Origin of the sequence: Leptotrichia sp. oral taxon 879 str. F0557, assembly GCF_000469385.1 — a bacterium.
GTDB lineage: Bacteria > Fusobacteriota > Fusobacteriia > Fusobacteriales > Leptotrichiaceae > Leptotrichia > Leptotrichia mesophila.
On record NZ_KI271289.1, the window covers coordinates 89,680 to 116,456 of the forward strand.

Consider the following 26,777-nt stretch of genomic DNA (forward strand, 5'->3'; position numbering starts at 1 on the left):
GACCACCCCGATATCGAAGGGGACTAAAACATAAGGTATGATATAATAAAGTACATCGTTTTTTATACTTTAATTAGAATAATTAAATTTAATGTATAAAAAATAACTCATAAATACTAAAAAAGGAGTTTAGAAATGAGTTTGTTAGATAAATCAAATCAAAATTTCGAGATAGCAGAGGATGCGGCTAAAAAAGGCTATTTTGATACAGCGGTTAGCAGATTATATTACAGCAGTTTTCAAAGAATGAACAATTTTATAGATCAAAGAAAAAGCAATAATGTACAAAAAATAACAACATCAGATAATCAAATATTAGGGATATTGGGAAAAGGGAATATAAATCAGCTCGGAAGTCACGAAAAAAAGTTTTTAGAATTGTGTCAATATGATAATAGTATGATAAGTATAATGAGTTATATCATTAATATGAAAATACAGAGAAAAATAGCAGATTACAAAGAGCAACATATTATAGAACAAGAATATCAAAATATAAAAATACAAGCAGAGTTTATCAATAATTATATAGATAATAATTTATAATATAAAATTTAGGAGGAGTTTGAAATGGATGTAAAAGGAGTGTTTGAGAAGTTTAAAAAGCAAATAAAAATATCTTATCCAGATATTTTGGTAGGTTTCGAAGAAATAGAGGAATATTACAGGGTTTATTATTATTTAAAAGGCTTTAATATTAAAGATATGAATTTTCATAAAATAATGGGTACTGCTATATTAGAAACTTTTTATGAAAACGGGATTTTTAATTTAGGTCAGACTTTTATCAGCTTGGAAGAAGCCAAAAAAGTTTTTCCAGAGTTAAATAAAGAAATAATAATTTCGCGAATGGATTTAACTAAAGAATATAGAAGAGAATTAAAAATGATGGTTGCAATTGAAGAAAAGATGAAAATAGAACTTGAAAAAATAAGGGATAAAGAAAGAATTATAAAAGAATTTGAAATTGAAAAAAATACAAATGAATTTAATAATGAAATCAAAAAATTTATAAATAAATTGAATATTACAAATGCAGAAAAATATCTAGAAAGCTTAAGTTGGGACAATAAAAAAGTTTCTGGATTATCTTCGGCAGCTTAGAAAGGACAAGAAAATGGATAAAAATAGAGGCGAGAGAAATATAATGGAACAAAAAAATAATCCTAAAATTTCTTTTGAAAATTATAGAATAAATAAATTGCTATTAAGAGATTTAGAAGAGGGGGAAAAAGAAGGGCAAATTGGAATATCTATTGGTTTGAATGATAAAAAAAATCAAGTAAAGCTTGGCATAGACATAACGACAAAAACTAGATTTGTAGAAATAGAAATGCTAGGGGTATTTGAATTTGATGAAAAAACACCAGAAGATGAAAAAGAAAAATTTTTAGAAATAAACGGAGCAGCAATACTTTACCCTTATATTAGAGCATATATTTCGACTATAACCTCGTTTAATAAAGAGGGAAACGCTTTAATAATACCAACTATAAATTTCCAAAGTTTGTATGAAGAACGAGTAAAAAAGCAAAAAGAAAAATCTAAAACAAATACAAAAAAGACAAATACTAAAGCAAAATAGAGCCTAATGATTCTTTTTTCTTTGAAATTTCTTTCAAATGAGGTATAATATATTAAAAATTTAAAGGAGTTGAAAAATGGCAGCATTTATTGTTATATTAAGTATCTTTTTTGGGATAATATGATATAGACCACCCCAATATCGAAGGGGACTAAAACATATAGTTTGTCCTATGCCTTTTAAAGGTTGATACAGACCACCCCAATATCAAAAACTGAAAAAAATAGATTTTATTTATAGGGTTAATTTTGGTTTACAAATATAAAAAAATGGAGGAAACCAAAATGAAAAAAATTTTTGTGATTTTGACATTGGTATTTGTTAGTGTAAATACATTTTCAGAAACATTGAATTTCAAGAATTGTAAGGAAGCACGTGCAAAAGGCTACAAAAATATAAAAAAAGGCGAACCAGGATATGCAAAACATTTAGACAGGGATAAAGATGGTATAGCTTGTGAAAGTAAATAAATTAAATGTAGAGTTGTTTCTTGATTGAGATAACTCTTTTTTTGAAATTAGCAGATGATTGGAATGAAACAGATAAACTATTAAATATAAAAAATTGAAAGGAACATTTTTTTAATATATTTTTGTAACAAATGTTTGACATCTATACACATCTATACAAAAGAAATTAAATATTAAATTGACAAATTGAAAAAATTATGTTATTATACTTGAGGATTGTTAAATTAGTTATATAATGGGACTGTAGCTCAACTGGTCAGAGCAACCGACTCTTAATCGGTAGGTTGTGGGTTCGATCCCCACCAGTCCCACCATCATCTTCTATAAAATAAAATATTAATGTGTGATAAGAGTTTTTAGGCTCTTATTTTTTTTTAAAATCTTGCTTAACAAGTGATACAACAGAACTGATTATAAATTTACATAAAAAAATTAAATTTTTCTCAGCTATTGCAAAACACCTTGAGAAAAGCATCGAATATAGAATAAGATTTATTGGAATCACAGTTATTAATTTAGCTGTGATTTTTGTTTTTTAAATGAAAAGTGTGATATAATTTATTAAATTAAAGTATGTTTATATTAAATACCATTTAAGAAATAAAAAAGCATTATTAAACATAATATTTTTAAATAAAGCTAAAAAAGCCTTTAAGGTCGGTATTTAATAATAAAATTTAATTAAAAGATATTTTAACAGTTAATAGCATAGTCTTGTAAAAAAATAACTTTAATTTCATGAATTTTTTGATTTCTACTGTTTAAATGGGAAATAGTATCAGGTATTCAATTTAAGAGAAAAAATTTTAAAAGGAGCTTCATTTATGAAAAAATTTATTTTAAAAATAACAATATTGTTAATGATAGTAATTATGGCGGCTTGCGGAAAGAATGGAGATAAAGATGTAAAAATGGAAAATAAAAAGCAAAAGCAAAATGAAAGTGAAAGTATTGCTGAAAAGCCTAAAAATCAATATGTAGCAGATAAAGGGAAAGTGTATTATGATGGAAAAGTTGTAAAAGGGGCTAAGGCTGGTACGTTTGAATGGATTGAAGGGACTTGGTACGGAAAAGATGAGAATAATGTCTATTTTGAAGGGAAGAAAATTGGAAAATTAGAAGGCAAGCCGATTGAGAGAGTAAATAATTATTTGGTAAAGTCGGGGAATGCCCTTTATTATTTTTATTGGAAAATTGATAATTTGAAAAACAGTAAGATTGAAATAATTGCGAATAAGGAAGACGGAGCTGAATATTATATTAAAGATGGGAAAAATGTTTACTTTTTAGAAAGAAATATTAATTTTCCTGAATTTGACGGGAAATTAATTTTACTAAGGAATATTGAATATAATACATTTGAAGTGATTAATAAAAAATATTTTAGATATGTAAAAGACAAAACAGGAATTTATTATGTTGCAAATGGGAAGGCGGATGAATTGAAAGGACTGGATAAAAATAGTTTTAAAATCATTGATTTTGTCTTTTCTGCGGATAAGAATAGGGTGTACTATAGGGGAATTAAGCTGGAAAAGATTTTATCTAATGGATTTGAAGTTGTGGGAAATGTTTATGATGTGAGTTATTATCTGAAAGATAGAGACAAGGTGTATTTTTTGAACGAAGTATCCGAATTAAGTGTTGTAGAAAAGGCAGATTCAAAGACTTTTTCGTTGATAGACGATTTGTATTCAAAGGATAAAAATAATATTTTTTGCGATGGAAAGATTTTGGAAGGAGCTGATGTCAAGAGTTTTAAAGTATTTTATGATTCAGATGTAGAAACAGCGAAAGATAGCAAGCATGGATATGATAACTGTTATTCTGTGAGATAGTTAAAAGTGAAAAAAGGAGAATTTTTATGAGAAGCACTGTTTTAAGAATATTAGGTTTGTTAATTTTAATAGGAAATGCGGGATTTTCTGAATACATTATTGAAAATGGTAAAATTTATTATAATGAGGATTATCATAAAACTTTGGTTGTAAAGCGGATAAATGATGAAAAAAGTGAAAAATATTTAACAAAAAGTCCCGATTTAAAGAGTTTTAAAATTTTGAATGAGAATTTTGCGAAAGATAAGGATACTATTTATTATAAGGAATATGATATTTTGGAGGCAGATATAAATAGTTTTGAAATATTGGATGAAGATACCGGAAAAGACAAAAATTATATTTATTTATATGGGCAGACTGTACGGTATGAAAATAGTGGCGAGCCGATAGATTTGAAAAAAGTTAATTTTTATGAGAATTCTAAGGGTAAAATGGATTATTTTAGAAATAAAAATGGCATCTATGTTTTGCAAGGAATGTATGCAGAAAAAGTTGACAACGTGGATAAAAGGACTTTTGAAGATTTAGGTGGAGGCTTTGGGAGAGATAAAAACTGGATTTATTCTGGGAAAATGAAATTAAGAAATATAGACAGGGAAAGTTTTGAAAATATTGGTGATGGATATATAAAGGATAAGAATGGTATTTATAGAGATACAGAAGTAATTTTTTATGATAGTGATGATTTCTATAATATTTCAAGGTTGGAAAATGTTGATAAAGAGAGCTTTGAGAATATTGGAGAGGGATATTCAAAAGACAAAAATAACATTTACTACAATAATGAAAAATTTAAGAATATAGATGTAAAAACTTTTCAATTAATGGGTAATGGTTTTTCAAAGGATAAAAATAATGTTTATTTTGAAAAAAATAAAATTGAAGGAGCAGAAGCAAAAACTTTTCAAATAGTGGATAATTTCTTTGAAAAAGATAAAAGTAATGTTTTTTACAAAGAATATAAATTAAAAAACATAAGCCCAATTGAATTTCAGACACTATATATGAGTAAAAATGCTAATGTTGCATATGCAATATTTTTTAAAAATAAGGATGGAGTATTTAAGCTGTTAATTGAAGATCCGTTTGATTTGACGAAAAATAAGATTGTAAAATTGAATGTAGATAAGGATAGTGTAAAAATACTTAGTAAAAATTATTATAAAGATAGAAATAATGTTTATTGTAATGACAAAGTGCTAAAAGGTGCTGATGTAAAAACTTTTGAAATGATAGGAAATGATAAGGATGAAGCAATGGATGAATTTATAGATGCTTTGGAAAATATTTTTGATGATTCTGGTTCACTAGAAAAAAGCAATGAAATTAAAAATAGCTCAATTACAGCACAGGACAAAAATCATAAATATGAATATTGTAGAATTGTGAAATAAACTTCAATTTTTTTAAAATTAAAATTTTAATTTATAAAATTTGTTATAAAAATGATTTAATTACAAAAATATCTTGACATGAAAATAAATTAATGATAATATTTGTATATGAAAATTTTAAGAATGAATTTTAAATAAAATTAGGAGGGAAAATGACAGCGATAGTATTTTCAAGTATATGGATAGTGATTTTGATTTTACTGTTCTTTTTATTGATTCATATAAATGTGAATTTAAAGAAAAAATTTAAGTTTTCTACAAGGATAATAATTTCTACAGTATTGGGATTTGCTGTGGGAATTGTATTTCAATCAACGTTAGGATTAGTGGGAGCGGCTGAGCATGAGGTTGTTATAAAGAATGTGACAAATGCAGCTTCGTTAGTAGGGAGAGGATTTACGAGCCTTTTAAAAATGATAGTTATTCCGTTAGTTGGGCTATCTGTTTATAATTCGATAATTAATTCTAAAAATAATGAGAATTTGAAGAAACTGACCATAAAATCAGTAATTTATTATACAGCGACTGTAGCTATTTCGGCGATTATTGGAATTGTAGTTGCAATGACATTTAAGCTGGGAGTTGGAATGAAATTGCCTGAAGGAATGGAAGCATGGGCTGGAAAAGGGGAATATAAAGGTCTTGTTGATGTTGTAGTCTCGTTTATACCGTCAAATATTTTTAAGGCTATGACAGAAACAAGTGTTATTGGAGTAGTGATATTTACAGCGTTTTTAGGATTTGCAACAAACCGAGTTGGATTAAAAAATCCTGAGAAAATAAAACCTTTGAAGGACGTAACAGAAGCATTGTTTTCAGTAATGACAAGCGTTACGATTACAATAATAAAAATAATTCCGTATGGAGTTGCGGCATTGATGTTTGATTTGACAGCTTCTTATGGGCTTGAAGTATTTAAAAATCTTGTTACATATCTGATTGTAATGTTTATTTCATTAGGACTGGTTGTAATAATGCAATCTTTAAATCTTGCAATACACGGTGTAAATCCACTAAGATATTACAAGAAAGTAACAGCACCGTTAGTTCTATCATTTACAACAACTTCAAGCATGGGAACTTTACCTGTAACAATTGAAACATTGGAAAAAGAAGTAGGAGTAAGTTCACCAACAGCAAACTTTACGGCAACACTAGGGACAACAATAGGAATGAATGGTTGTGCAGGAGTATTTCCGGCAGTAATAGCAATAATGATTGCCAATATGAACGGCATTGCAATTACTCCAGTATTTCTAATAAGCCTTATAACAGTAATCGCATTAGGATCGTTTGGTATGGCAGGAGTACCAGGAACAGCCTATATTGCAGCGACAGTCGTACTAGGTGGAATGGGATTACCTTTTGCTCCAGTAGCTTTAGTACTGCCAATTGACTCAATAATAGATATGGGACGTACAGCAATAAATGTAAACGGTGCAATGGTAGTTTCGACTGTTGTAGACAAAGAAATGGGAACTTTTAATGAAGAAGTTTTTAAAGGGGAAAGAATAAGTGAAGCATAATAAAATTTTTAAAGCAGTAAATTTATAGTTGCTCCTAAAATTTTTGCTTTGTCTATGTTATTAATAAATCTGTAATTAGATAAGTAATTTAATGGGTTAATAAGGATTGATTCCTGTGTAAAACAGGAGTTGATCCTTTTAATTTTTCTAAAAATAAAAATTAAATATATTGACTAAAATTTAATACAAGGTATAATTTATAATGAAAAACAAAAAAATAGAAAATAGGAGTGGTTGCTATGAAAAAAATTAGAGTACTTTTATTATTTTGCTTAATGTTTATTTTTGGTACAAATGTATTAGCAAATGACTGGGAATTTGGTTCGGAAGGTGGACATATTGTTCCAATGAATGTGTCTAATATTGCGATAAAAAGTGAGAAACTTCATTTTAAGCTGGAAAAAGTTAAGGGGGAGTATGGACCAGTAAATGAAATGGCGGTAACTGTAAAATTTGTGTTTGACAGTCCTGAGGCTGGGGAGAAATACATTGGATTTATTACGCCTGAAGGTGGAAATGAGGAATGGGATGAAGTTAATCATTTTAAAAATTTTAGAACTGTTGTAAATGGGAAGAGTGTAAATACAGTTTCTTACAGGCTAACCGATTTTGTTCCAAAGGATGTAAAGAAACTTGAAGAAGTGAAAAAATATTTTAAGGAATACGACGAAGAAAAGGCAAAAGAGGAAGCCGACTATTATAAAAGAAGCTATGTTTATTATTTTAAAGCAAACTTTAAAAAGGGAGAAAATGTAATTGAGCATAGCTATCGTTACGATGGAAGTGGAGGTGTCGGATATAACGACTTTAATTATGTCTGGTCTACTATTTCAAAATGGAAAAATCAAAAAGTGGATGACTTTGAAGTAATTGTTGAGCCTGGAAATGCTTTGATTGCAATACCTGAAATAAAGATGAAGAATGGAAAATATATAGACTGGAAATTAGCTGGAGAAGGAAATATTGATTATGGATATAGAAATTATTACGATAGAGACGGACAATATAAAGTTCTTTATGCAAAATTAAAAAAAGGATATTTACATTTTAAAACAAAGAATTTTAGTCCTGAAGATGAATTTAACTTATCAGAAATAGCATATCTGAACGGTAATTATTCTTTCTCTGAAAAGACTGAAAAAGGCTTTAAATATAGAGATGAATTAACAAAAGCGGCTTACATTTCAGAATATTTAACACCAGATGAATTAAAGGAACTTTCTAATGAAGATTTGAAAATAATGAAAAACTACCCTTATGCAGTCGCAGGTTATGATTTTTCTGATAAAAAATTAAAAGATTATTTCTCAAAATTCTTATGGTATATTCCAATTGGAAAAAATGTGGAATTAACAAAAGATGACTATGAAGTTATTAATAATGTGGATAAGATTATAAAAAGCAGGGGAAAATAGACGGTAAAAGAAGAGGTTACAATGAAAGTTGTAGCCTTTTTTGTTTTGATAAAAGATGTTATAATAAGTTTAAAATAAAAATTGGAAAGTGAAAAGAGAAATTGAAAAACATTAATTTAGTGCTGGAAAAAATATTGAATACGGATTTTAAGCCTAAGATGGAAATATTCCTGTATTTAGAATATGAATGTTGGTTACTGGATTGTCCACAACATTTGGTAATTGAAGAAATATGAAAGGAATAAAATTATGGAACGAACACAAAAAGAATGGGCAAGATATATTCAGGATGAAATCAAAAAAAATGATAGTTACGATAATTATAGGCATGCCTTTATTGAATATAAGGATTATTTGGAGAAATGTCTTTTGAAAAATCCACGAGATGTAGAAAAGGTTTGTCAATTAGCGATAGCTTATTTTACAGTATATCAAGATGGAAAAACGAGTGTGAATGTATTAGAGGAGTTTTTGAAAAAATATTCAAAAGATTTAAATGATGATGAGAAGGCTGTTATTTATCAGGATTTGGCTGATTTATATGAAAAAGATGCTTATGATGATAAAAAGTGTAAGTATTATTTGACAAAATTAATTGAAATTGGGAAACAATCGGCGGTTGTATGGGAAGTATTGGGAGAATATTATTTAAAAAGAAAAAAATATAAAAAGGCACTTGAATGTTTTCAGGAAATGGAAAAATTTTCAGATGAGAAGGAAATAGAAGATGATTATAATTATGGGATAACGTTGTTTTATTGTGGTTATTTTGAAAAAGCGAAAGAAATGCTATTGAGATGTTATGAAAAGGAACCTAAAAGTGTAGGAATTTTATATGCATTGGCACTGTGCTTACATTATACCGATGATAAAAAATTGGCTGAGCCAATTCTGGATAAATTGTTAGAGAAAGTGTCGTTAGAGAAATATTATTATGACGAGCAAATTTTATTTGAAGAACTTATAGACTTATATTATTTATTTGAAGAATACGATAGGTGTGTCTTGGTTTTTGAAAAAGAGATAGATGAACTTGACTGGGAAGAATATTTTTATTATAATATGCGTTTTTCATTTTATTTTTACAGTTTAAAAAAATTAGGAAATTTTAAGAAAGCAGAAAACAAATTGTCAGAATTGATTCAAAAACATAATAAGTACATTGAAAAGATTAAAATTGGAGAAATTTATGACAAAAAATACTGGAATGAAGAAGAGATTGGTGAATTTATTGAAGAAGAAAAGAATGAAATAAAAAAGGTTTTGGAGATATATAAAAAGATAATGAATAGTAATTATAAGCCTCAAAATACAAAAATAAATTTAGAAAAAATGTATAAAACTTGCTATTTAGTTGATTGTCCAATGCATCAGAAATTAGATTAGGAGGAGGAAATGATAATTTTATTAATGGGAGCTTCTCATACGGGAGAAACAAAACTGGCACAAAAATTACTTGAAAAATATAAGTATCCGTATTTATCAATTGATCATTTAAAAATGGGGCTTATCCGAAGTGGACATACCGAATTGACGGCTATGAGCAGTGATGAGGAATTAACAGATTTGTTATGGCCAATTGTTTCAGAAATGATAAAAACGGCTATTGAAAATAAGCAGAATCTTATTGTCGAGGGATGTTATATTTCGTTTGACTGGAAAAAAGATTTTGAAAAAGAATATTTAGAAAATATAAGATGTATTTGTTTGGTTATGAGTGAAAATTACATTAATAAGAATTTTAATGATATAAAAAAATATGCAAATGTTGTTGAAAGTAGAATAGATGATAGCTATTGCACATTGGAAAGTGTTTTGAGAGAAAATGATAGAGTGCTAAAATTGTGTCAAAGTTATAATATTGATTATATGCTTATTGATGATGAGTATAAATTTGAGATTGAACTGTAAAAATAAAAGTTGTAAAATTAAATTTGGAAGGAGAATAAATTATGGGAAAAATTAGAATTTGTACAACAGAAGATATTGAGAAATTGATGGAAATTGGGAAAAAGACGTTTAGGGAAACGTTTGAAGGGGAGAATACGCAGGAGGATATGGAGAATTATTGCAGGGAAAATTTTAACTATGAAAAGATTTCTTTGGAAATTAATGATAAAAATTCAAGATATTTTGTTTTTGAAGAAGGAAACCAAGTGGCTGGGTATATGAAGGTTAATTTTTTTGGAAGCCAGACGGAAGATGGGTATGAAAATTCATTGGAATTACAGCGGATTTATGTTTTGAAAAGTTACAAAGGTAAAGGAATTGGGAAAAAGTTTATGGAGGCTGCCATAAATTTGGCTCGTGAAAATAATTTGGAATACGTGTGGCTTGGGGTTTGGAAGCATAATTACAAGGCGATTGAGTTTTATAAGAAAAAGGGGTTTGAGAAGTTTGGAGAGCATGTGTTTGTACTAGGGAAAGATGAGCAGGTGGATTATTTGATGAAATTGGAGATATAAAATGAGTATAGATTAAAAATTTTTCGGACTTTTGCATTTAATATTACAGGAAAATGTGATAAAATATATTCAAGAAATATAAGGAAACAAGGTAGTTAGAAATGTAGAAGTTCTGAAGGAGGAAATGATGAAAATATTAATTGTGGGTGCTGGTGGAAGAGAGCATGCGATTGCTTGGAAACTTTCTCAAAATGAAAAGGTGGAGAAGATTTTTATAGCTCCAGGAAATGCCTGTGTAGAAATGTTACCAAATGCTGAAAGTGCGAATTTAGGATCAATTGATGAGTATGTCTCATTTGCAAAAGACAATAATGTTGAATTGACAGTTGTGGGAAGTGAAGAATTGCTTGTTCAGGGGATTGTGGATGAATTTCATAAAAATGGACTGAAAATATTTGGGCCTGATAAAAAGGCTGCGATTCTTGAGGGAAGTAAGGCTTATTCTAAGGATTTTATGAAAAAATACGGGATAAAGACAGCAGTTTATGAAATTTTTGATGATTCGGAAAAAGCTAAGGAATTTTTGAATAACTGGAAAGATTTTCCTGTAGTTATAAAGGCTAGCGGGCTTGCAGCAGGAAAGGGAGTTATTATTGCTCAAAATCTGGATGAGACGATTAAGGCTGTGGAAGATATAATGGTTGATGAGAAATTTGGAAATGCTGGAAGTCAAGTTGTAATTGAAGAATTTTTGGATGGAGTAGAGGCTTCGATTTTATCGTTTACAGACAGTAAGGTAATTGTACCGCTATTGTCGGCAAAGGATCATAAAAAGATAGGGGAAGATGAAACAGGCTTAAATACAGGAGGAATGGGAGTTATCAGTCCAAATCCTTTTGTTACGGATGAAATTTTTGGAAAATTTAAGTCAGATATAATGGAGCCAACTTTGAAAGGAATGCAGGCTGAAGGAATGGATTTTGCGGGAGTAATTTTCTTTGGACTTATGATTACTAAAAAAGGTGTTTACCTGCTTGAATACAATATGAGAATGGGAGATCCAGAAACTCAGGCGGTATTACCGCTTCTGGAAAATGACTTGCTTGAGTTAATAGAAAAATCTTTTGAAAAAAAATTATCGGAAGTTAAAGTTAATTGGAAACCATTACATTCATGTTGCGTAGTAGCCGCTGCAGGAGGTTATCCAGAAAGTTATAAAAAAGGCGATGAAATTACAGGAGTTCTTGACTTTAAAGAAACTAACGATAACAAAGTATTTATCTGTGGAGCAAAAGTTGAAAATGGAAAATTGTTGACTAATGGCGGAAGAGTATTAAATGCTGTAGCTCTTGGGAATACACTGGAAGAAGCACAAAAAAAAGCGTATGAACTTTTGAAAACTATAAATTTTGAAGGAATGTATTTTAGAAAAGATATTGGCGGAAGGTTTTATTAAAAAATAAATAGTAATAAAAAAGACTGTTTTGAATTTTAAACAGCCTTTTTTTATTTTTATTTATCTTCTTGGACTCCAAGTTTTGATAGCTTTTGCTAATTGTTTCTGATATTCACGTTCTCCTTCCTGAGCAATGTAATAGATATTTCCGTTAGCTTCAATATAGTACATTATTAATACACTTCCATCATCATATTCTATTGCCACTTGTTCTCCCTCATAACCATTTATGTTAACGCTGCCTTCAAAAATGTTATCTTCAGGAGTCCCTAGATTAATATATTTTTGAATGATTACTTCAGCTGCTCTTTTTGCAGTACCTCTTCCGTTAGTTGCAACAATATCTAAAGTTATAATATTTGTGTTATCTATTGATACTTGTTTGGCTGTAGGTGAAGCATCGGGATCTCCAAATTCATACCAGTTTGTAGGAACAGTTATATATCCAACTCTAGGACTTCCGAATCTTATACTTGAACCTGAATTTCCTTTTGCAAATGTAAATACTGACATCACAACAAATAGTGATAGTATAATTTTTCTTAAACTTTTCATTTTAAAACCTTCTTTCTCTTTTCATTTTTAATTAAAATAAATATTAGTTACGTTTTCTCCATTCTAAGCATTCTCCAGTAGAAACTTTTGAGACAGCACAATAACGTTTTGATTCTTCAATAGTATGACCACGTAGCTCTCGATCGGCCTTTTCACTTCCTGCAAGTGCCATTAAGCTTGTACAGCTGCTAAATGATGACATTGCCAGAATAATTGTTAAAAGTTTAAATTTTTTTTTCATAATAATCATTTCCTTTCTATCTTCTATCAACGGTAATTATTTTTCTGCAATAAAATTATACAATAACTTTTTAAAAAAGTCAACATTTTATTTCTAAAAATTATATAATTTTTTATAGTAACTAATAAACCGTATTTTGTTTAGCGAAAATTAGATTAGTAGATAAATATTTAATTTGCAATTTAAAAAATGTATGATATAATTAGTAAAAGCTATATATGCTTGAATGAACTTTAAAATTCAGATGTGATTATTTTAATTTTAGAGTTGAAAAAATTTTACAGATATAAAAATTGAAAATAAAAGGTGAATGCTTTGAATAGACAGAGAATTAATCAATACAGAAATATAAAAATGTATATTGCGGCATGCTTCTGGATATTTTCATTATCAGTCCTAGCTAATGGGAGCAAAACTTCTAGTAATGGGAATAAGGTTGAAGATGATGCTGTTAAAATTGATATTATTATTAATAAAAATAATATGAATGATTTTGAGAATGAAAACGATAGTATGCAAGATGAAAATAGTGAAGAAGGAGATTTGATTTTCCTGGATCAGATTCGAGATGAGGAAGAGGAGGAAAAGAAGAAAAAGCAAGAGAAAATCAATAAGCTTGAGAGATTTATAAGAAAAATTGATGAGAAGGTAAATCCGATAATAAGATTTCAAATTTCAAAAAGTTATGGAAGATGGTATTTGATAAAAAGTAACGATATTTCAGAAACTATGCTTGAAAATATTCGATATGATTTTATACAAGAAGAAAACGGATATCAAATTGTAAAAAGTTATTTCGATCCAAAGACAGATACGTGGCAGCAAGATAAACGGAGAGGATGGATTGAAGAGAAAAAAGGGCATGTTTATTTAGATATTGAAAAAAAATATTTTAAAAATAATAGAAGTGAGATACTATTTTTTGATAAAAATTACCATTATATGATAATAAGATTTAGTGATGGATTTATAAGAGTGCTTTCACGTTATCCTAATAACGAAGAAATTTCACTGGAAAATGAAGAGTTGGCTGAATTTATTAATTTTGTCTCAAATATAAACAATATGAGAGATATTCACTACAATACAAATATAAAAAGTATTAGAGAAATGGAGAGTGACAGAAAGAAGGATAAACTTCGTAAAAAAACAGAATATCTGGAAAGAAAACTAAGTGAAGATCCTACTTCTGTATTTCAAATTGATACAATTGGTGCTAAAAGATATCATGAAAGACAATTAAGAAAACAAAAAGTACCAACTCTAGAAAAAAATAATAGTACTAAAAGCGTGGAAGTAATTGAACTTAACAATAAAGATTTAAAAAATGAAACTGAAATAAAAAGTAACAGTAATAATATAGAAATAAATAAGGAATATTAATTAAAATAATTCTATTAATTTAATTAATATTACTAAACTTAATCTAAAATTAAGAAATAATGAAGTAAGAGAATACGGATTTATTAGATTTTGAAATTATATTAATACTATAAATATTGAATATTTAGGAGATCAAAAATGAAAAATACACTAAAAGTTATTTATGTTGTAATTTTTTTTGTATTATTTATGTGTCTGATATTTTTTTATAATTTTTTTGTTGCAAAAAAAGAATATAGAAATGTTAACATAAATATAAAAAAAGGAACAACATTTTCACAAATTTATAAGGAACTAAAATTACATTACGGAATTACCGACAGAGCTTATTTAAAACTAAATGGCGGAAATATAAAATTAAAAGTAGGAACTTATAAATTTAATGGAAAATTTTCAAAATATGAAATTATAAAAAAAATTAAGAGTAGTGAAACTAATGGAGTTAGATTGACAATACCTGAAGGATTTACTTCAAAGCAAGTATTTGCAAGAATGGAAGCATTAGAACTGGGGAACAGAGAAGAAATAAACAAAGTCCTTAGTGAAATGGATTTTCCATATCCGCATGAAAATAATAATTTTGAAGGATATTTTTATCCTGAAACTTATATTTTTTCTGAAAATGTTACAACCAAACAGGTTATCCAAACTATTTTAGGTGAATTTTTGAAAAAATTTCCACCTGAAAAATATCCTGATAAACAAAAGTTTTATGATAATTTAAAAATGGCTTCAATAGTGGAAGCGGAAGTGTCTGATGCTGTAGATAAGCCAAAAGTTGCGGGAATATTTTTGAAAAGATTGGAAATTGGAATGAAATTGGAATCAGATGCAACTTTGAAATATGAACTGGGAAGACAAGCATCAAGAAATGAGTTAAAATCTCAAAATACACCATATAATTCATATAAAGTCAAAGGGTTGCCGCCAACACCGATTGGAAATCCACCAATAGAAACTTTCAAGGCAGTTTTAAATGCAGAAAAGACAGATAATCTATTTTTCTTTACATATAAAGGAAAAACATATTATTCAAAAACACATGAGGAACATTTAAAAAAACGTCGTGAAAGCGGACAGTTAAAATAAAATTGAAAATCAAGATTAGGAATAAAATTGATGGAAAAAGTAAAAAAAATTGAAAAAAAAATATTAAAAAAATTAGAGGAAGTTATAAAGGAAGGGCTGATATCTGAAAAAGACAAGATTCTTATTGCCTTTTCTGGAGGACCTGATTCAGTTTTTCTTTATCATTTTCTTAATTTACTAAAAAATATAATTTCAATAGAGGTTTCGATAGTTTATATTAATCATAACTTACGTCATGATATTGAAAACGACTTGAAATTTATAAATGAATTTTCAAATTCCAATAATGTTAACTATTATATCGAAAGTGTTGATGTAAAAAAGTATGCAACAAAAAATAAAAAGTCAATAGAATTGGCAGCAAGGGAATTGAGATATGAGGCTATTGAGACTATTAGAAAAAAGATAGGATATAACAAGATTGCTACAGGCCATAACTTGGATGATAATGTAGAGACCTTTATTTTCCGTCTTTTAAGGGGTACATCAGTAACAGGATTAAAAAGTATTCCGAAAATAAGAGAAAATATAGTAAGACCAATTTTAGATTTTGAAAAAAGTGAAATTTTATCTTTTTTAAAAAATAAAAATTACAAATACATAATTGATTATACTAATAATAAAAATGACTATACAAGAAACTTTATCCGAAATAAAATTTTTCCTGATTTCGAAAATATTAACCCTAATTTTAGGCAAAAAATAGATTCTCTGATAAAAGAAATTAATGAAAAAGAAAATTGTAAATTGACATTTTCTAATGTTTATGAGAAGACTATAAATCATAAAGATGAATTAATTCAACTTCTGAAGCAAAATAATGTAGAAATCTCAAGAGAAAAAATTAATCAGATTTACAAAAGTCTTTTTTTGGAAAATGGGAAATTACAAAATGAAGGTTCAAAAGAATTTTATTTAGGTAAAAATAAAGTTTTGCAAAATATATATGGGGAATTAAAAATTATTAATACTTTAGATAATAAAGTAGAAAAAAGCGATAAAAATAGTAAAATCTTTGATAAAATCAAAATTTTAAAGGAAAATCAAAGTATTGAATGGTATAATTACGAGATAATCTTATATGAAAATATTCAGGATTTTAAAACTTATTTTATAAACAAAAAAAATGTAAACTATACTTTTTATAAATTTGATGATGAAAAAATAAAAGATAGAAAAATTATTGTCAGAAGTCGAAAAGATGGGGATAGAATTTTTCTGAAAAATTTGGGACATAAAAAAGTTAAAAAAATTCTTATTGATGAAAAGATTATGAAATGGGAGAGGGATTTTATTCCCATTGTAGAGATTGAAGATGTTCAAGTTTTGGAAAATTTAGAAACTGAAATTAGTGAAATAGAAATTGATAAGAATAAAAAAATAAAAGAAATATTAGCAATTTCAGATATAAAGTTTTCAAAATTTTTGGAAAAAATCTCAAATAAAGATATTGAAAATTTAGAAAATAGCAATAAAAGTAAACTATTAATAATAGGGAGGAAAAATGGCAGAAAGAGATAAAAACGATATTAGAAAACGACTGGAAGAATTACGAAAAGATAATAATAGAAAAAATAATAGACAGGATAATGGAGATAAACCGCCATTTTCAGGGTTTCTTTTTTTTGTTTTTGTAGTACTGCTGGTAGTTTTTACAGCGATATTCCATCGTGATATACAAACTGCTTTTCAAAATAAAAAGGAAATTTCTTATACAGAATTTGTAGGTAAGACACAAAAAGGTGATTTTACTGAAATCAACGAAAAAGATGATAAGTTAATTGCACAAGTAAAGGAAGATGGCAAGGATGTACTTTATTTTACAAAAAAAATAACAGATAGAGTTGGAAATGAGCCAATAATTATTAATGCAATTGCACAGAAACGTGTTAAGTTAAATTCATTGCAACCTTCTGGTGGAAACTTTTTCTTGCTGTTATTAGGTCAATTTTTACCAATGATTATAATGATTGGGCTTATGGTGTATCTTGCTAGAAAGATGGTTGGCGGATCTCAAGGTGGAGGACCTGGAAATATCTTTGGGTTTGGAAAATCAAGAGTGAATAAGATTGATAAAAAACCAGATGTAAAATTTGATGATGTTGCAGGAGTTGATGGAGCAAAAGAAGAGCTGAAAGAAGTTGTTGACTTTCTTAAAAATCCTGAGAAATATACAAAGGCTGGGGCAAGAGTTCCAAAAGGAGTACTTTTGCTAGGTAGACCGGGAACAGGTAAAACATTACTTGCAAAAGCAGTAGCAGGAGAATCTGGAGCATCATTCTTTAGTATTCCGGGTTCAGAATTTGTAGAAATGTTTGTTGGTGTTGGAGCATCACGTGTAAGGGATTTGTTTGAAAAAGCAAAGGAATCAAGTCCTTCAATCATATTTATAGATGAAATTGATGCCATTGGTAGAAGAAGAAGCGTTGGAAAAAATAGCGGAAGTAATGATGAACGTGAGCAAACGCTAAATCAATTGTTAGTTGAAATGGATGGATTTGAAACAGATACAAAAGTTATCGTGCTTGCAGCAACAAATAGAGAAGATGTATTAGATCCTGCATTATTGCGTGCTGGACGTTTTGACAGACGTGTTACTGTTGATGCTCCTGATTTGCAAGGGCGTGTTGCAATATTGAAAGTTCATTCAAGAAATAAAAAACTTGATAGCGATGTAAGACTTGAAGATATTGCTAAAATTACACCAGGATTTGTTGGAGCTGATTTAGCAAACTTATTAAATGAAGCGGCAATCTTAGCAGCAAGAAGAGCAAGTGACACGATAAAAATGGCTGATTTAGATGAAGCTGTGGATAAAATTGGAATGGGACTTGGTCAAAAAGGTAAAATTATTAAACCAGAAGAGAAAAAACTATTAGCTTACCATGAAGCTGGTCACGCTATTATGACGGAATTGACACCAGGAGCTGACCCTGTTCATAAAGTAACAATAATTCCTAGGGGAGATGCTGGTGGATTTATGATGCCGCTTCCTGAAGAAAAGTTAGTAACTACAAGCAGACAAATGCTAGCTGAGATAAAGGTGTTATTTGGTGGACGTGCAGCTGAGGAAATTGGACTTGATGACATAAGCACAGGAGCTTATTCTGATATAAAACGTGCTACAAAAGTAGCAAGAGCTTATGTTGAAAGTGTGGGGATGAGTAAGAAATTAGGACCAATTAACTTTGAAAACTCAGATGATGAATATTCATTTGCTCCAAATAAAAGTGATGAAACAGTTAGAGAAATTGATCTTGAAATAAGAAAAATTTTAACAGAAGAGTATTTAAATACTTTAAACACTTTACAGGATAACTGGAGTAAACTAGAAGAAGTAGTAAAATTATTACTCAAAAAAGAAACAATTACTGGAGATGAAGTTAGAAGAATTATTAAAGGAGAGACTTCAGAGCAAATTTTGAAAGCTTCTGAAAATATTGAAGAAGATAATAATAATTCGAATATTGAAGAAGAAAAAAAAGCTGAAGAAGAAGATACAGAAAAGGTATCAGAAGAAAAGTTGATAGAAAAAGTTGAAGAGCTAGAAGAAAAAATTAAAACCGAAAAATTAGCGGAAGCTGCAAGTGAGATTGTTAGAAAAACCGATGAAGTACTAGTTAATGAAAATCAAAATACTTCTGAAAGTGAACTGGAAAAAGTTACAGAAACTAAAGATAAAAAAGATAATGATGATAATTCAAATGATTCTTCAGAAAACAACGATAATGATTCTGATTCAGGAAATGAAGATATAAATGAAAAATCTGAAAATAGTGAAAAGAAAAAAAGTAATTTTAAATTACCAAGTTTTATGGAATAAAATATAAAAATTAATTTGTATATTTAAATAGAAAGTTGACATTAATTTTAAATTTTTGTTATCTTTCTATTTTTTTATCCAAAAATAACAGTTAATATATTACTATAAAAATAAACATAAATATAATTTTAAAAAATGTGTTGACTTTTTTAAAAAGATGTTGTATAATTTGATTGTAAAATAAAAGAGAAAATTAATTACCGTAAAAATTTAAGAGTTAGAAAGGAATGATTCTTATGAAACGTAAAATGAAAGTCGGAATTGTAATTTTGGTAATGATATTTGGAGTAAATAGTTGTAGTACTAGCAATGTGGCTCTTGGCGTACTTGGTGGATTGGCAGTTTTAACAGCGATGAACTCAAAAGGATCATCTAACTATAAAGGAACGAAAAGAGTGTGTACAGCTTATTCTCCTAGTAACGGTGGAGTGAGACAATGCCTTGATTGGAAAGATGTACCAATTGAATAATAAAAATAATAATGGAGGAAATAATTATGAATAAAAAAACAAAAACTTTAGTAATAATAGCAACATTTCTATCACTTCAAAGCTGTACATTGTTTTACAATGCAATGACAGTTGGATTAGTTGGAGTCGCTGGAGCAGCTGCGTGGGCAGATAAAAAAAGTGGAAAAACCAAAACATATAAAGGAACAAAAAGGGTATGTACTGCATATTCTGATAGCAACGGTGGTGTAAGACAATGTCTTAATTGGTCAAATGAACCAGTTTATGAATAAACGAAAGTTATATGTGAATATTTCTTTTGATAAATTGTGTGGTATAATATTAATGTAGAGAATAGAAATTGTAAGATAAAAATTAAAAATAATAAATGGAGGAGATTTATATGAAAAAGATATTATTAATAGCAACATTGTTGATAGGAGCAATAAATTACGCTGCAGAAGGAATGAATTTACCTTTTACAACTGATGGAAAGCTGCATGAAGAAAAATTGATAAATAGAAATATTCATTCGGAAGATACGGATATCAGAATAAAAAAGATAGGTAAAGAAAAATATGAAATTACAGGTTATTACGAATCTCAAGATGAAGATTTTGGTAAAGTGGAAACTTCAGTAATAGTAAGAGAAGCAACTTTGAAAAAAAATGTAATTTGTGATGAGAATGTTTGTATTGGATATGATACAAAATTAAAGAAAGCAGTATTTTTGGATAAGGATGATATGAGAATAATTTACCCTGAATGGTAAAAAAAGTGTATTTAAAAAGGAGTAAGAAGAAATAAAAGTTTGGAATGGTTAAAAAAGGAGTATGGCAATGAATAAGAAAAAAATAGCTGTATTAACAATAATGGTTGGGGTAATGTCGTATGCGGCTTATCAGACTGGGAAAAATAAAACTGGATCAAAAAATGAAAAATCTGTTGAAGTGAATATGACGTCGTCTGTTAAAGATAATCGAAAATTCGACTACTATTCTGAAAATGAAATGAGAAATGAATTGCAAAAGGCGGGAGTCGATAAAAAGTCAATAGAAACATTTTTATTAGCCAATAGAACAGCTTTAAGCGGAGACATACCGTTGCAACAGAAAAAAGATATGTTTATGAAGGCTGTTAAAGAGGACAGTAAAAATTATTTGGCGGTAGCAGCTTTGGGAAAAGTTGCATTTGCACAGGATGAACGTTCTACAGCGATAAGTTATTATAAAAAATCAATAGAAATAAATCCAAAATTCCAAAAAGGATATGAAAATCTCATAAGAAGATACAGAGATTATGAAGATTATGAAAATTTGAAAATAACAGCAGAGCAGTTGATAAAACTTTATCCTGAAAATCCTGTAAGCTATGATGGACTTTATCATTATTTCAAATATAAAAAAGATTATAAAAAAGCAATCGAAGCTGGGAAAAAGGCAATAGAACTATATTTAAAAGGAGAGCCGAAATACTATAATTATGAGTTTGCAACAACAGATTTGATTCATAGAATAGCAAAAGATTTGGGACAAAAGCCTGAAGAAACTGAACTGACAAATGACTATGAAGGGCGAAATTTTCAATTATATATTCTTGATGCTTATATTGAACAAGGTAATGACAAAGAAACTTTTGATTACTTTTTCAATAATTATCAAAAACTTAAGGATAATATTAAATATATGGGAGATATGGATTACGAGTACAAAGAATGGATAGATGAATATATTGATTCACTAAAGAAAATAAATGATAAGTATAAAAATAAAGATAAAAGGTTTTATGAAGAAAATTTGAAAAAATTTAAAGCATTGAAGTAATACTGTAAAATATTGCAAAATATAAATAAGAAGGTGGATTAAAATGAAAAAATTAATAATAATATTAACACTATCAGTTGGAATTATTGGATGTTCAAAATCTTCAGAAAATAAATCATTTGAGAAAAAAATTGATGATAAACAGACAGTTTTCAATATTTCTGAAAATAATGTACAAAATCAGAATAGCAATAAGAACTATGAAACAAGCCTAAAAAAAAGAATAGAGGATATCCAAAAAGAGGTTCAGCCAGGACTGGATAGCGGTGTAACAGCAGAAATGAATAATGCGGTTTCAAAACAGGAAGAACTTTTGGAAGCAGAAATGAAAAAAGTTTATGGATTGCTTGAAGCAAAATTATCTGATAGTGAAAAGGCAAGATTGAAAAAGGAGCAGGAAGATTGGAAGAAAGAAGTAGAAAAGAATGCTGAAGAAGCTACCAAAGAAGCAGAAGGTGGAACAATATCAGGAGTTATGGGAGGAAACACTTGGGTAAGCAAAATGGAGGAAAGAGCTTTGGAACTTGCAAAAAGATATGATCAGTTAAATAATAAATAATATTTTTAATTTGATTAAAAATTAACAAAGGGTTGGTATTTGATATGAAAAACAAAATTTTTAAAATATTTGTAATTATGATTTTAGCGGTAAATGTAAGTTATGCAGGAAGTAATACAAAAATAGATAAAGCAACATTTCAGGAAATAGATGCTACATATTCAAAAGATAAAAATGGAGTTTATGTTTGGGAAAATAGAGGATGGAAAAAATTAGAAGAGCTAGATCCAATTACTTTTCAAATTATAAATGTTAGCGGAAGTGTACGTCAATATCTAAAAGATAAAAATGGAATTTATTTTATTGATGGAGATAGCGATAATTTGGTACTGGAAAAATTGCCATATGATAGTCAAACTTTTGAAGTGATAAACAAATTATATACGAGAGATAAAAATAATATTTATTACTCAGGTAGAAAAATAATAGGAGCAGATTTATCTACATTCCAAATAGGAAGTGACGGTTTTTCAAAAGATAAAAATAATATTTATTTGGAAGGTAAGAGGATATTGGGTATTGATAAAGATACTGTTAAGATAATAGAACTTCCTTATATAGAGGATAAAAATAATGTTTATTATAGAAATAAAAAAATAGAAGGAGCAGATAAAAACACATTTGAATTAACATATGATTTTAAATCTGTAGTAAATAATTATTATTCAAAAGATAAAAACAATGTCTATTATGAAAACAAGAAATTAAAAGGTATAGATGTAAAGACATTTAAGAAAATAAACAGATTAGTTGATAATTTTCTTATAGAAGATAAAAATGGATTTTACATTGTTGAGAAAGATGGAAGTATAGCTCCAATAGATGGTAAGGAAGTGGATATTGAAAATCTTTCACAGTTAGCAATCAAAACTAACTTGTATCATGATAAGGACAGTATGTATTTTGTAAAAAATCATAAACTTGTAAAAATAAAAGACGCTCCTAAGGTTGATCCATATAATTTATCAACATACAATGAAAAATATATAAATAAATATGATGTAGTTTATTACTTAGACACAGATGAAGGTGCATTTAAAAAACTTGAAAAAGCAGAAAGCCATGAGTTTCGTGCATATGGCGATACGGAATATGCAAAAGGAAGAAGAAATGTCTATTTTAAAGGTAAAGTTCTGACAGGTGCTGATTATGCAAGTTTTGATATGAAATATAATCATGAAAAAGATGTGTATGAAATAAGAGATAAAAATAAAATTTATGAAACAGTAAAAATAGACTAGAAAAACAGAAAAACTCTCATTTTTCTTTAATAAAATTATGATATATTATTAGTGTAAAAATAGACAAAGAAGAAAAATAGAAAGCGGAGGAAATGAAAATGAAAAAAATTATTATGGCATTATTGCTGTTAATTGGAATTATTGGATTTTCAGATGAAGAAGCTGGTTATAAAGGTTATAATTTGCCTTTTACAAGTGATAGAAAACTGCATGAGGAAATATTGCTAAAAAGAACAATAACAGCAGATGATACTTCAATAGAAATAAAAAAATTGAAGAATGGAAAATACCAGTTCTGGGATTATGCTATGTATGATGCAGATGATACTGAAGTTCCAAGAATAAGTGATGCTGTTGTGGAAAAAAACGTACTTTGTGATAAGTATATCTGTGTGGGATATGATACAAAATTAAAAGATCCAGTAATTTTAAATAGAAAGACAAAAAGAATAATTAGTATTGTACGTAAAGAAGGTGATAATCAAATGGATGATCCTGAAACTTTGAGAAGATTCCCTGAGGATAATCCTGAAATGTATAAATTATATCGTGATTATTATAAATTGTACAAATAAATTGTGATTAAAAAATGAAAAAATTATAAATGATAAATTTAAATAGAAAGAGCAGGTAAAAAATTATGAAAAAGATATTATTTTTAATTATGGTATTAGTTGCAATACCAGCATTTGCAGTAAAGGTTACGACAGATGGAAAACATAATTTGGAGAAGGCAGCGGGGAAATATGAAAATGTTGAAATATTCCAAAAAAATGGAAAATGGTATGCGACACGAACATTTGGGGATTATGAAACAGATACAGCTCCAATACTTTTAGGAAAAAATGGAAAATTTTCAGCAGATTATCAAAATACTGATAAAGAAACTTATGCTTACGATACGAAAATGAAAACTTTGGTAATACTTGCTAAAAATGATACAGATCAGATACTTACTATTCAACTGCCTGAAGGAAAAAAAACAAAGGTGACAGTAGATACAAACTTTAATATGAATAAAGTGAAAGGATATTGGTGTGATCAACTGTTTGAAATTGTTCAAAAAAATGGAAAGTGGTATTTCCAAGGTGAAGATGATGGAGGATGGGAAGCACCTATAACTACTGTAACAAAAAATGGTTTTACTACTGGATCTGGAGATGCTGAACATATTAGAAGATATACATTTGATACAAGATTTCAGACATTAGTTGAATATGACAAGGATGGAAATATAGTTGATACATTTATATTAAAGGATTATTGTCCAACAGGATATAATTAATATCTGAATTTTATTTAAAATTAAGTTGACTAAAAAAAGAGTTTATGATTTAATACAAAATATAAAAAAATAAAAATAGGAGTTGATAAAAAATGAGAAAATTACTAATAGCGGGATTATTACTTTTAGGAGCAACTGTATTTGCAGGAAATTATGAAAATGAATTGACAGAAAGAATGAAAGCTGCGGAAGAAAAAGCACAGACTGGATGGGATAGCGGAGTAAGAGCCGATATGGTTAATGCTTCACTGGATTTGGATAAAGAATGGGAAAAAGAAATGAATAAAGTTTATGATTTGATTATAAAAAAACTGTCAGCAAAGGAAAAGACAAAATTTAAGGATGAACAGAATAAATGGCTAAAAGACAGGGAAGTTAAAGTTCAGAAAGCATACGAAAAATATACAGAAGAAGAAGGGCCAAGAATGGCTGGAGAATTAGCTGCTAACGAGAGATTAGATATAACAAAGAATAGAGTTTTGGAACTGGCTAAAAAATACGATGGATTAAATAAAAGTAAATAAAATATAACATTTGTACTTTAGGAGGAGAAATTTATGAAAAAAATATTATTAATAGTAGGAATGTTGCTTGTAGGAGCAGTTGCATTTGCGGGAAAATATGAAGATGGGTTAAAGGAACGTATGAAAGTTGCGGAAGAAAAACTTGAATCAAAGTTTGAAGGAACAACAGCAGATATGTTGAATGCCAGCTCTGAATTAACAGATGAATGGGAAAAAGAAATGAACAAAGTGTATGATTTAATTTTGAAAAAATTACCAGCAAAAGAACAGTCGAAATTTAAGGCTGAACAGACAAAATGGCTAAATGATAGGAAAGCGGCTATAAAAAAGGCATTAGCTGATGAAGAGGATGGACCTAAAATGGCTGTGTTTGAAGCGGCTGGAACTGGACTTTCTATGACAGAAGAAAGAGCTTTGAAGCTTGCAAAAAGATACGACGATCTTTCTAAATAGTATTTAGAATATTAGGTTAAATTAAAAATGGATTTTGATTTATTGTAAAAAAGTTGATTAAAATGAAATAAATAAATAGTTATGGAATAAATACACAACAAAATAACTTTGAGGAGTTTAATGTTAAAGAGAGTTAGGTATATTTCATAACTATTTTTATTTATTCATAGTAAAATTTGCTTAAAATCGAACTTAAAAAATATGAGTATTTTACTAAAGCCTTTAATTCATATAATTTTTATTAGTTAAATTTTAAATAAGTTTGAGTACAATTTAAAAATTAAGTATTAATACTAATACTATTAGAAAATATATGCGATTCAAAATTTGTTAAACGTATACTATAAAAAGTAATTCTGCAAAATTATTATAAATTTAGCAAAAAATATAAAAGAATAAAAAAATGTGTAAAATAGGAAAAAGTGTTTGCACTTTTCAAATGATATGGTATAATATTATTAGTGAGGTATAAAAGTGAAAAAGTTTTTTTTAATAAAAAAAAATAAAATGATTTTTATTATGATTTTGGTAACTTTCAGTCATATAGTGTTTCCTTTAAATTTTAAATACAATACTGGAGAAAATCTTGTGACAAAAAAAAGGGAGGCAGATGAAAAAGAAAGACATCTAAAATCAGTACTTGATGCTATACGCGGGCATAACAATAAATATGTACAGTTTTTTCTTGCAACAGAAAGAAATATTGCAAATCGCAAAAGAGTGGCAGATGAGATTGTAAATAGGCCTGTGGGAGTATATGGAGTTAATATAGATAAATCATTATTATTTGAAGGTGGAGGAAAACTGATTGATGTCAATGCAAAGAGTCAGGATGGGTATACTCCAATTATTGTCGCTATTGAAGCAAAGAATCAGGAAATTTTAAAACTTCTAATAGAAAATGGCGCGAATCTTTATGAAACACATCCAATTTTTAACAGAACAACTCTTGGAACAGCTGCATACTACGAAAATGAAGAAGCTGTGGAAATTTTGCTAAAAAAAGATTCGAGACTTGTAAATATTGGAAGTACTATTGATGGGTGGACTCCACTTGAGGATGCGACATTGAAGGCAAATGCAAAAATTGTAAAAATGCTGCTACAATACGGTGCAAATCCTACAATTACTGATAAACATGGAGGAACTCCAATGGATATGGCAACAAAATTTGGAAAAGGTGAAATTGTTAAGATATTGAGGGATCATATAAAGGCTAATCGAAGTAAATATTATTAGTTATGAAATATTTCAAATATA

Annotated in this window: 29 protein-coding genes and 1 tRNA gene; 28 read left to right on the top strand and 2 right to left on the bottom strand. The window is 28.3% G+C overall.

Going from position 1 to position 26,777, the window contains the following annotated elements; all coding sequences use genetic code 11:
• The first annotated feature begins 135 nt into the window (after nucleotides 1-135).
• The 13 genes from HMPREF1552_RS01230 to purD all read left to right on the top strand — a co-directional run bounded on the left by HMPREF1552_RS01230 (nucleotide 136) and on the right by purD (nucleotide 12,092).
• Entirely contained in the window at nucleotides 136-546 is a 411-nt protein-coding gene (locus HMPREF1552_RS01230) for a hypothetical protein (RefSeq protein ID WP_021743216.1), read from the top strand.
• Between the two features lie 24 nt (nucleotides 547-570).
• Nucleotides 571-1,104: a hypothetical protein gene (locus HMPREF1552_RS01235; RefSeq protein ID WP_021743217.1), complete on the top strand. Its 534-nt coding sequence runs from the start codon at nucleotides 571-573 to the stop codon at nucleotides 1,102-1,104.
• Nucleotides 1,105-1,117: 13 nt separating this feature from the next.
• Nucleotides 1,118-1,585 carry a protein-export chaperone SecB gene (locus tag HMPREF1552_RS01240; protein ID WP_021743218.1) on the top strand — a complete coding sequence of 156 codons (468 nt, stop codon included), beginning with the start codon at nucleotides 1,118-1,120 and terminating at the stop codon, nucleotides 1,583-1,585.
• Nucleotides 1,586-1,869: 284 nt separating this feature from the next.
• Nucleotides 1,870-2,055 carry an excalibur calcium-binding domain-containing protein gene (locus HMPREF1552_RS01245; protein WP_039900935.1) on the top strand — a complete coding sequence of 62 codons (186 nt, stop codon included), beginning with the start codon at nucleotides 1,870-1,872 and terminating at the stop codon, nucleotides 2,053-2,055.
• 237 nt (nucleotides 2,056-2,292) lie between these two features.
• Nucleotides 2,293-2,369 (top strand) — tRNA-Lys (locus HMPREF1552_RS01250).
• A gap of 510 nt (nucleotides 2,370-2,879) precedes the next feature.
• Complete coding sequence (locus HMPREF1552_RS01255) at nucleotides 2,880-3,893, top strand: DKNYY domain-containing protein (protein WP_021743220.1); 1,014 nt, start codon at nucleotides 2,880-2,882, stop codon at nucleotides 3,891-3,893.
• A gap of 26 nt (nucleotides 3,894-3,919) precedes the next feature.
• Complete coding sequence (locus HMPREF1552_RS01260; RefSeq protein ID WP_021743221.1) at nucleotides 3,920-5,290, top strand: DKNYY domain-containing protein; 1,371 nt, start codon at nucleotides 3,920-3,922, stop codon at nucleotides 5,288-5,290.
• Nucleotides 5,291-5,442: 152 nt separating this feature from the next.
• Nucleotides 5,443-6,816, top strand: coding sequence for a cation:dicarboxylate symporter family transporter (locus HMPREF1552_RS01265; protein WP_021743222.1), 1,374 nt, complete (start codon nucleotides 5,443-5,445; stop codon nucleotides 6,814-6,816).
• 239 nt (nucleotides 6,817-7,055) lie between these two features.
• On the top strand, nucleotides 7,056-8,231 hold the full coding sequence (locus tag HMPREF1552_RS01270) for a YARHG domain-containing protein (protein ID WP_039900909.1): 1,176 nt from the start codon (nucleotides 7,056-7,058) through the stop codon (nucleotides 8,229-8,231).
• A gap of 249 nt (nucleotides 8,232-8,480) precedes the next feature.
• Entirely contained in the window at nucleotides 8,481-9,617 is a 1,137-nt protein-coding gene (locus tag HMPREF1552_RS01275) for a M48 family metallopeptidase (protein ID WP_021743224.1), read from the top strand.
• A 9-nt stretch (nucleotides 9,618-9,626) separates the two neighbouring features.
• A complete protein-coding gene (locus HMPREF1552_RS01280) occupies nucleotides 9,627-10,142 on the top strand; it encodes an adenylate kinase (protein ID WP_039900910.1) in 516 nt (171 codons plus the stop codon).
• 41 nt (nucleotides 10,143-10,183) lie between these two features.
• Nucleotides 10,184-10,696, top strand: a complete 513-nt coding sequence (locus HMPREF1552_RS01285; RefSeq protein WP_021743226.1) for a GNAT family N-acetyltransferase — start codon at nucleotides 10,184-10,186, stop codon at nucleotides 10,694-10,696.
• A gap of 127 nt (nucleotides 10,697-10,823) precedes the next feature.
• Nucleotides 10,824-12,092, top strand: a complete 1,269-nt coding sequence (purD, locus tag HMPREF1552_RS01290) for a phosphoribosylamine--glycine ligase (RefSeq protein WP_021743227.1) — start codon at nucleotides 10,824-10,826, stop codon at nucleotides 12,090-12,092.
• Nucleotides 12,093-12,152: 60 nt separating this feature from the next.
• On the opposite strand, the gene HMPREF1552_RS01295 is transcribed toward purD, so the two are convergent.
• Together HMPREF1552_RS01295 and HMPREF1552_RS01300 are read right to left on the bottom strand one after the other, a co-directional pair.
• Nucleotides 12,153-12,647 (bottom strand): hypothetical protein, encoded by a 495-nt coding sequence (locus HMPREF1552_RS01295; protein ID WP_021743228.1) that lies wholly within the window; start codon nucleotides 12,645-12,647, stop codon nucleotides 12,153-12,155.
• Nucleotides 12,648-12,690: 43 nt separating this feature from the next.
• Complete coding sequence (locus HMPREF1552_RS01300; RefSeq protein WP_021743229.1) at nucleotides 12,691-12,918, bottom strand: hypothetical protein; 228 nt, start codon at nucleotides 12,916-12,918, stop codon at nucleotides 12,691-12,693.
• A gap of 276 nt (nucleotides 12,919-13,194) precedes the next feature.
• On the opposite strand from HMPREF1552_RS01300, the gene HMPREF1552_RS01305 reads away from it, so the two are divergent.
• The 15 genes from HMPREF1552_RS01305 (at nucleotide 13,195) to HMPREF1552_RS01375 (ending at nucleotide 26,756) form a co-directional block, all read left to right on the top strand.
• Nucleotides 13,195-14,271, top strand: coding sequence for a hypothetical protein (locus tag HMPREF1552_RS01305; protein ID WP_021743230.1), 1,077 nt, complete (start codon nucleotides 13,195-13,197; stop codon nucleotides 14,269-14,271).
• A gap of 138 nt (nucleotides 14,272-14,409) precedes the next feature.
• Entirely contained in the window at nucleotides 14,410-15,360 is a 951-nt protein-coding gene (gene mltG / locus HMPREF1552_RS01310) for an endolytic transglycosylase MltG (protein ID WP_021743231.1), read from the top strand.
• Between the two features lie 30 nt (nucleotides 15,361-15,390).
• Complete coding sequence (gene tilS, locus HMPREF1552_RS01315; RefSeq protein WP_021743232.1) at nucleotides 15,391-16,881, top strand: tRNA lysidine(34) synthetase TilS; 1,491 nt, start codon at nucleotides 15,391-15,393, stop codon at nucleotides 16,879-16,881.
• Complete coding sequence (gene ftsH / locus HMPREF1552_RS01320; protein ID WP_021743233.1) at nucleotides 16,865-19,183, top strand: ATP-dependent zinc metalloprotease FtsH; 2,319 nt, start codon at nucleotides 16,865-16,867, stop codon at nucleotides 19,181-19,183. Before tilS ends, ftsH begins: the two co-directional genes overlap by 17 nt.
• Nucleotides 19,184-19,419: 236 nt before the next feature.
• On the top strand, nucleotides 19,420-19,653 hold the full coding sequence (locus HMPREF1552_RS01325; RefSeq protein WP_039900912.1) for a hypothetical protein: 234 nt from the start codon (nucleotides 19,420-19,422) through the stop codon (nucleotides 19,651-19,653).
• Between the two features lie 26 nt (nucleotides 19,654-19,679).
• On the top strand, nucleotides 19,680-19,925 hold the full coding sequence (locus HMPREF1552_RS01330) for a hypothetical protein (protein ID WP_039900914.1): 246 nt from the start codon (nucleotides 19,680-19,682) through the stop codon (nucleotides 19,923-19,925).
• 110 nt (nucleotides 19,926-20,035) lie between these two features.
• The gene (locus HMPREF1552_RS01335) at nucleotides 20,036-20,404 is read left to right on the top strand and encodes a hypothetical protein (RefSeq protein WP_039900916.1); all 369 of its coding nucleotides are present in this window, start codon (nucleotides 20,036-20,038) and stop codon (nucleotides 20,402-20,404) included.
• Nucleotides 20,405-20,471: 67 nt separating this feature from the next.
• Nucleotides 20,472-21,455 (top strand): tetratricopeptide repeat protein, encoded by a 984-nt coding sequence (locus tag HMPREF1552_RS01340; protein ID WP_039900917.1) that lies wholly within the window; start codon nucleotides 20,472-20,474, stop codon nucleotides 21,453-21,455.
• A gap of 43 nt (nucleotides 21,456-21,498) precedes the next feature.
• The gene (locus tag HMPREF1552_RS01345; RefSeq protein WP_021743238.1) at nucleotides 21,499-22,014 is read left to right on the top strand and encodes a lysozyme inhibitor LprI family protein; all 516 of its coding nucleotides are present in this window, start codon (nucleotides 21,499-21,501) and stop codon (nucleotides 22,012-22,014) included.
• A 44-nt stretch (nucleotides 22,015-22,058) separates the two neighbouring features.
• A complete protein-coding gene (locus tag HMPREF1552_RS01350) occupies nucleotides 22,059-23,255 on the top strand; it encodes a DKNYY domain-containing protein (RefSeq protein ID WP_021743239.1) in 1,197 nt (398 codons plus the stop codon).
• A gap of 98 nt (nucleotides 23,256-23,353) precedes the next feature.
• Nucleotides 23,354-23,830, top strand: a complete 477-nt coding sequence (locus HMPREF1552_RS01355; RefSeq protein ID WP_039900918.1) for a hypothetical protein — start codon at nucleotides 23,354-23,356, stop codon at nucleotides 23,828-23,830.
• A gap of 65 nt (nucleotides 23,831-23,895) precedes the next feature.
• Nucleotides 23,896-24,540, top strand: a complete 645-nt coding sequence (locus tag HMPREF1552_RS01360) for a hypothetical protein (RefSeq protein WP_021743241.1) — start codon at nucleotides 23,896-23,898, stop codon at nucleotides 24,538-24,540.
• 92 nt (nucleotides 24,541-24,632) lie between these two features.
• Entirely contained in the window at nucleotides 24,633-25,064 is a 432-nt protein-coding gene (locus HMPREF1552_RS01365) for a lysozyme inhibitor LprI family protein (RefSeq protein WP_021743242.1), read from the top strand.
• Nucleotides 25,065-25,097: 33 nt separating this feature from the next.
• Entirely contained in the window at nucleotides 25,098-25,517 is a 420-nt protein-coding gene (locus HMPREF1552_RS01370; protein WP_021743243.1) for a lysozyme inhibitor LprI family protein, read from the top strand.
• Nucleotides 25,518-26,105: 588 nt separating this feature from the next.
• A complete protein-coding gene (locus HMPREF1552_RS01375) occupies nucleotides 26,106-26,756 on the top strand; it encodes an ankyrin repeat domain-containing protein (RefSeq protein ID WP_231370724.1) in 651 nt (216 codons plus the stop codon).
• Nucleotides 26,757-26,777: the final 21 nt, after the last annotated feature.

What these genes read in the sequence shown, in the direction of transcription:
- HMPREF1552_RS01230 (WP_021743216.1), top strand. Translation starts at nt 136, where the DNA reads ATGAGTTTGTTAGATAAATCAAATCAAAATTTCGAGATAGCAGAGGAT.
- HMPREF1552_RS01235 (WP_021743217.1), top strand. Translation starts at nt 571, where the DNA reads ATGGATGTAAAAGGAGTGTTTGAGAAGTTTAAAAAGCAAATAAAAATA.
- HMPREF1552_RS01240 (WP_021743218.1), top strand. Translation starts at nt 1,118, where the DNA reads ATGGATAAAAATAGAGGCGAGAGAAATATAATGGAACAAAAAAATAAT.
- HMPREF1552_RS01245 (WP_039900935.1), top strand. Translation starts at nt 1,870, where the DNA reads ATGAAAAAAATTTTTGTGATTTTGACATTGGTATTTGTTAGTGTAAAT.
- HMPREF1552_RS01255 (WP_021743220.1), top strand. Translation starts at nt 2,880, where the DNA reads ATGAAAAAATTTATTTTAAAAATAACAATATTGTTAATGATAGTAATT.
- HMPREF1552_RS01260 (WP_021743221.1), top strand. Translation starts at nt 3,920, where the DNA reads ATGAGAAGCACTGTTTTAAGAATATTAGGTTTGTTAATTTTAATAGGA.
- HMPREF1552_RS01265 (WP_021743222.1), top strand. Translation starts at nt 5,443, where the DNA reads ATGACAGCGATAGTATTTTCAAGTATATGGATAGTGATTTTGATTTTA.
- HMPREF1552_RS01270 (WP_039900909.1), top strand. Translation starts at nt 7,056, where the DNA reads ATGAAAAAAATTAGAGTACTTTTATTATTTTGCTTAATGTTTATTTTT.
- HMPREF1552_RS01275 (WP_021743224.1), top strand. Translation starts at nt 8,481, where the DNA reads ATGGAACGAACACAAAAAGAATGGGCAAGATATATTCAGGATGAAATC.
- HMPREF1552_RS01280 (WP_039900910.1), top strand. Translation starts at nt 9,627, where the DNA reads ATGATAATTTTATTAATGGGAGCTTCTCATACGGGAGAAACAAAACTG.
- HMPREF1552_RS01285 (WP_021743226.1), top strand. Translation starts at nt 10,184, where the DNA reads ATGGGAAAAATTAGAATTTGTACAACAGAAGATATTGAGAAATTGATG.
- purD (WP_021743227.1), top strand. Translation starts at nt 10,824, where the DNA reads ATGAAAATATTAATTGTGGGTGCTGGTGGAAGAGAGCATGCGATTGCT.
- HMPREF1552_RS01295 (WP_021743228.1), bottom strand. Translation starts at nt 12,647, where the DNA reads ATGAAAAGTTTAAGAAAAATTATACTATCACTATTTGTTGTGATGTCA.
- mltG (WP_021743231.1), top strand. Translation starts at nt 14,410, where the DNA reads ATGAAAAATACACTAAAAGTTATTTATGTTGTAATTTTTTTTGTATTA.
- tilS (WP_021743232.1), top strand. Translation starts at nt 15,391, where the DNA reads ATGGAAAAAGTAAAAAAAATTGAAAAAAAAATATTAAAAAAATTAGAG.
- ftsH (WP_021743233.1), top strand. Translation starts at nt 16,865, where the DNA reads ATGGCAGAAAGAGATAAAAACGATATTAGAAAACGACTGGAAGAATTA.
- HMPREF1552_RS01325 (WP_039900912.1), top strand. Translation starts at nt 19,420, where the DNA reads ATGAAACGTAAAATGAAAGTCGGAATTGTAATTTTGGTAATGATATTT.
- HMPREF1552_RS01330 (WP_039900914.1), top strand. Translation starts at nt 19,680, where the DNA reads ATGAATAAAAAAACAAAAACTTTAGTAATAATAGCAACATTTCTATCA.
- HMPREF1552_RS01335 (WP_039900916.1), top strand. Translation starts at nt 20,036, where the DNA reads ATGAAAAAGATATTATTAATAGCAACATTGTTGATAGGAGCAATAAAT.
- HMPREF1552_RS01340 (WP_039900917.1), top strand. Translation starts at nt 20,472, where the DNA reads ATGAATAAGAAAAAAATAGCTGTATTAACAATAATGGTTGGGGTAATG.
- HMPREF1552_RS01345 (WP_021743238.1), top strand. Translation starts at nt 21,499, where the DNA reads ATGAAAAAATTAATAATAATATTAACACTATCAGTTGGAATTATTGGA.
- HMPREF1552_RS01350 (WP_021743239.1), top strand. Translation starts at nt 22,059, where the DNA reads ATGAAAAACAAAATTTTTAAAATATTTGTAATTATGATTTTAGCGGTA.
- HMPREF1552_RS01355 (WP_039900918.1), top strand. Translation starts at nt 23,354, where the DNA reads ATGAAAAAAATTATTATGGCATTATTGCTGTTAATTGGAATTATTGGA.
- HMPREF1552_RS01360 (WP_021743241.1), top strand. Translation starts at nt 23,896, where the DNA reads ATGAAAAAGATATTATTTTTAATTATGGTATTAGTTGCAATACCAGCA.
- HMPREF1552_RS01365 (WP_021743242.1), top strand. Translation starts at nt 24,633, where the DNA reads ATGAGAAAATTACTAATAGCGGGATTATTACTTTTAGGAGCAACTGTA.
- HMPREF1552_RS01370 (WP_021743243.1), top strand. Translation starts at nt 25,098, where the DNA reads ATGAAAAAAATATTATTAATAGTAGGAATGTTGCTTGTAGGAGCAGTT.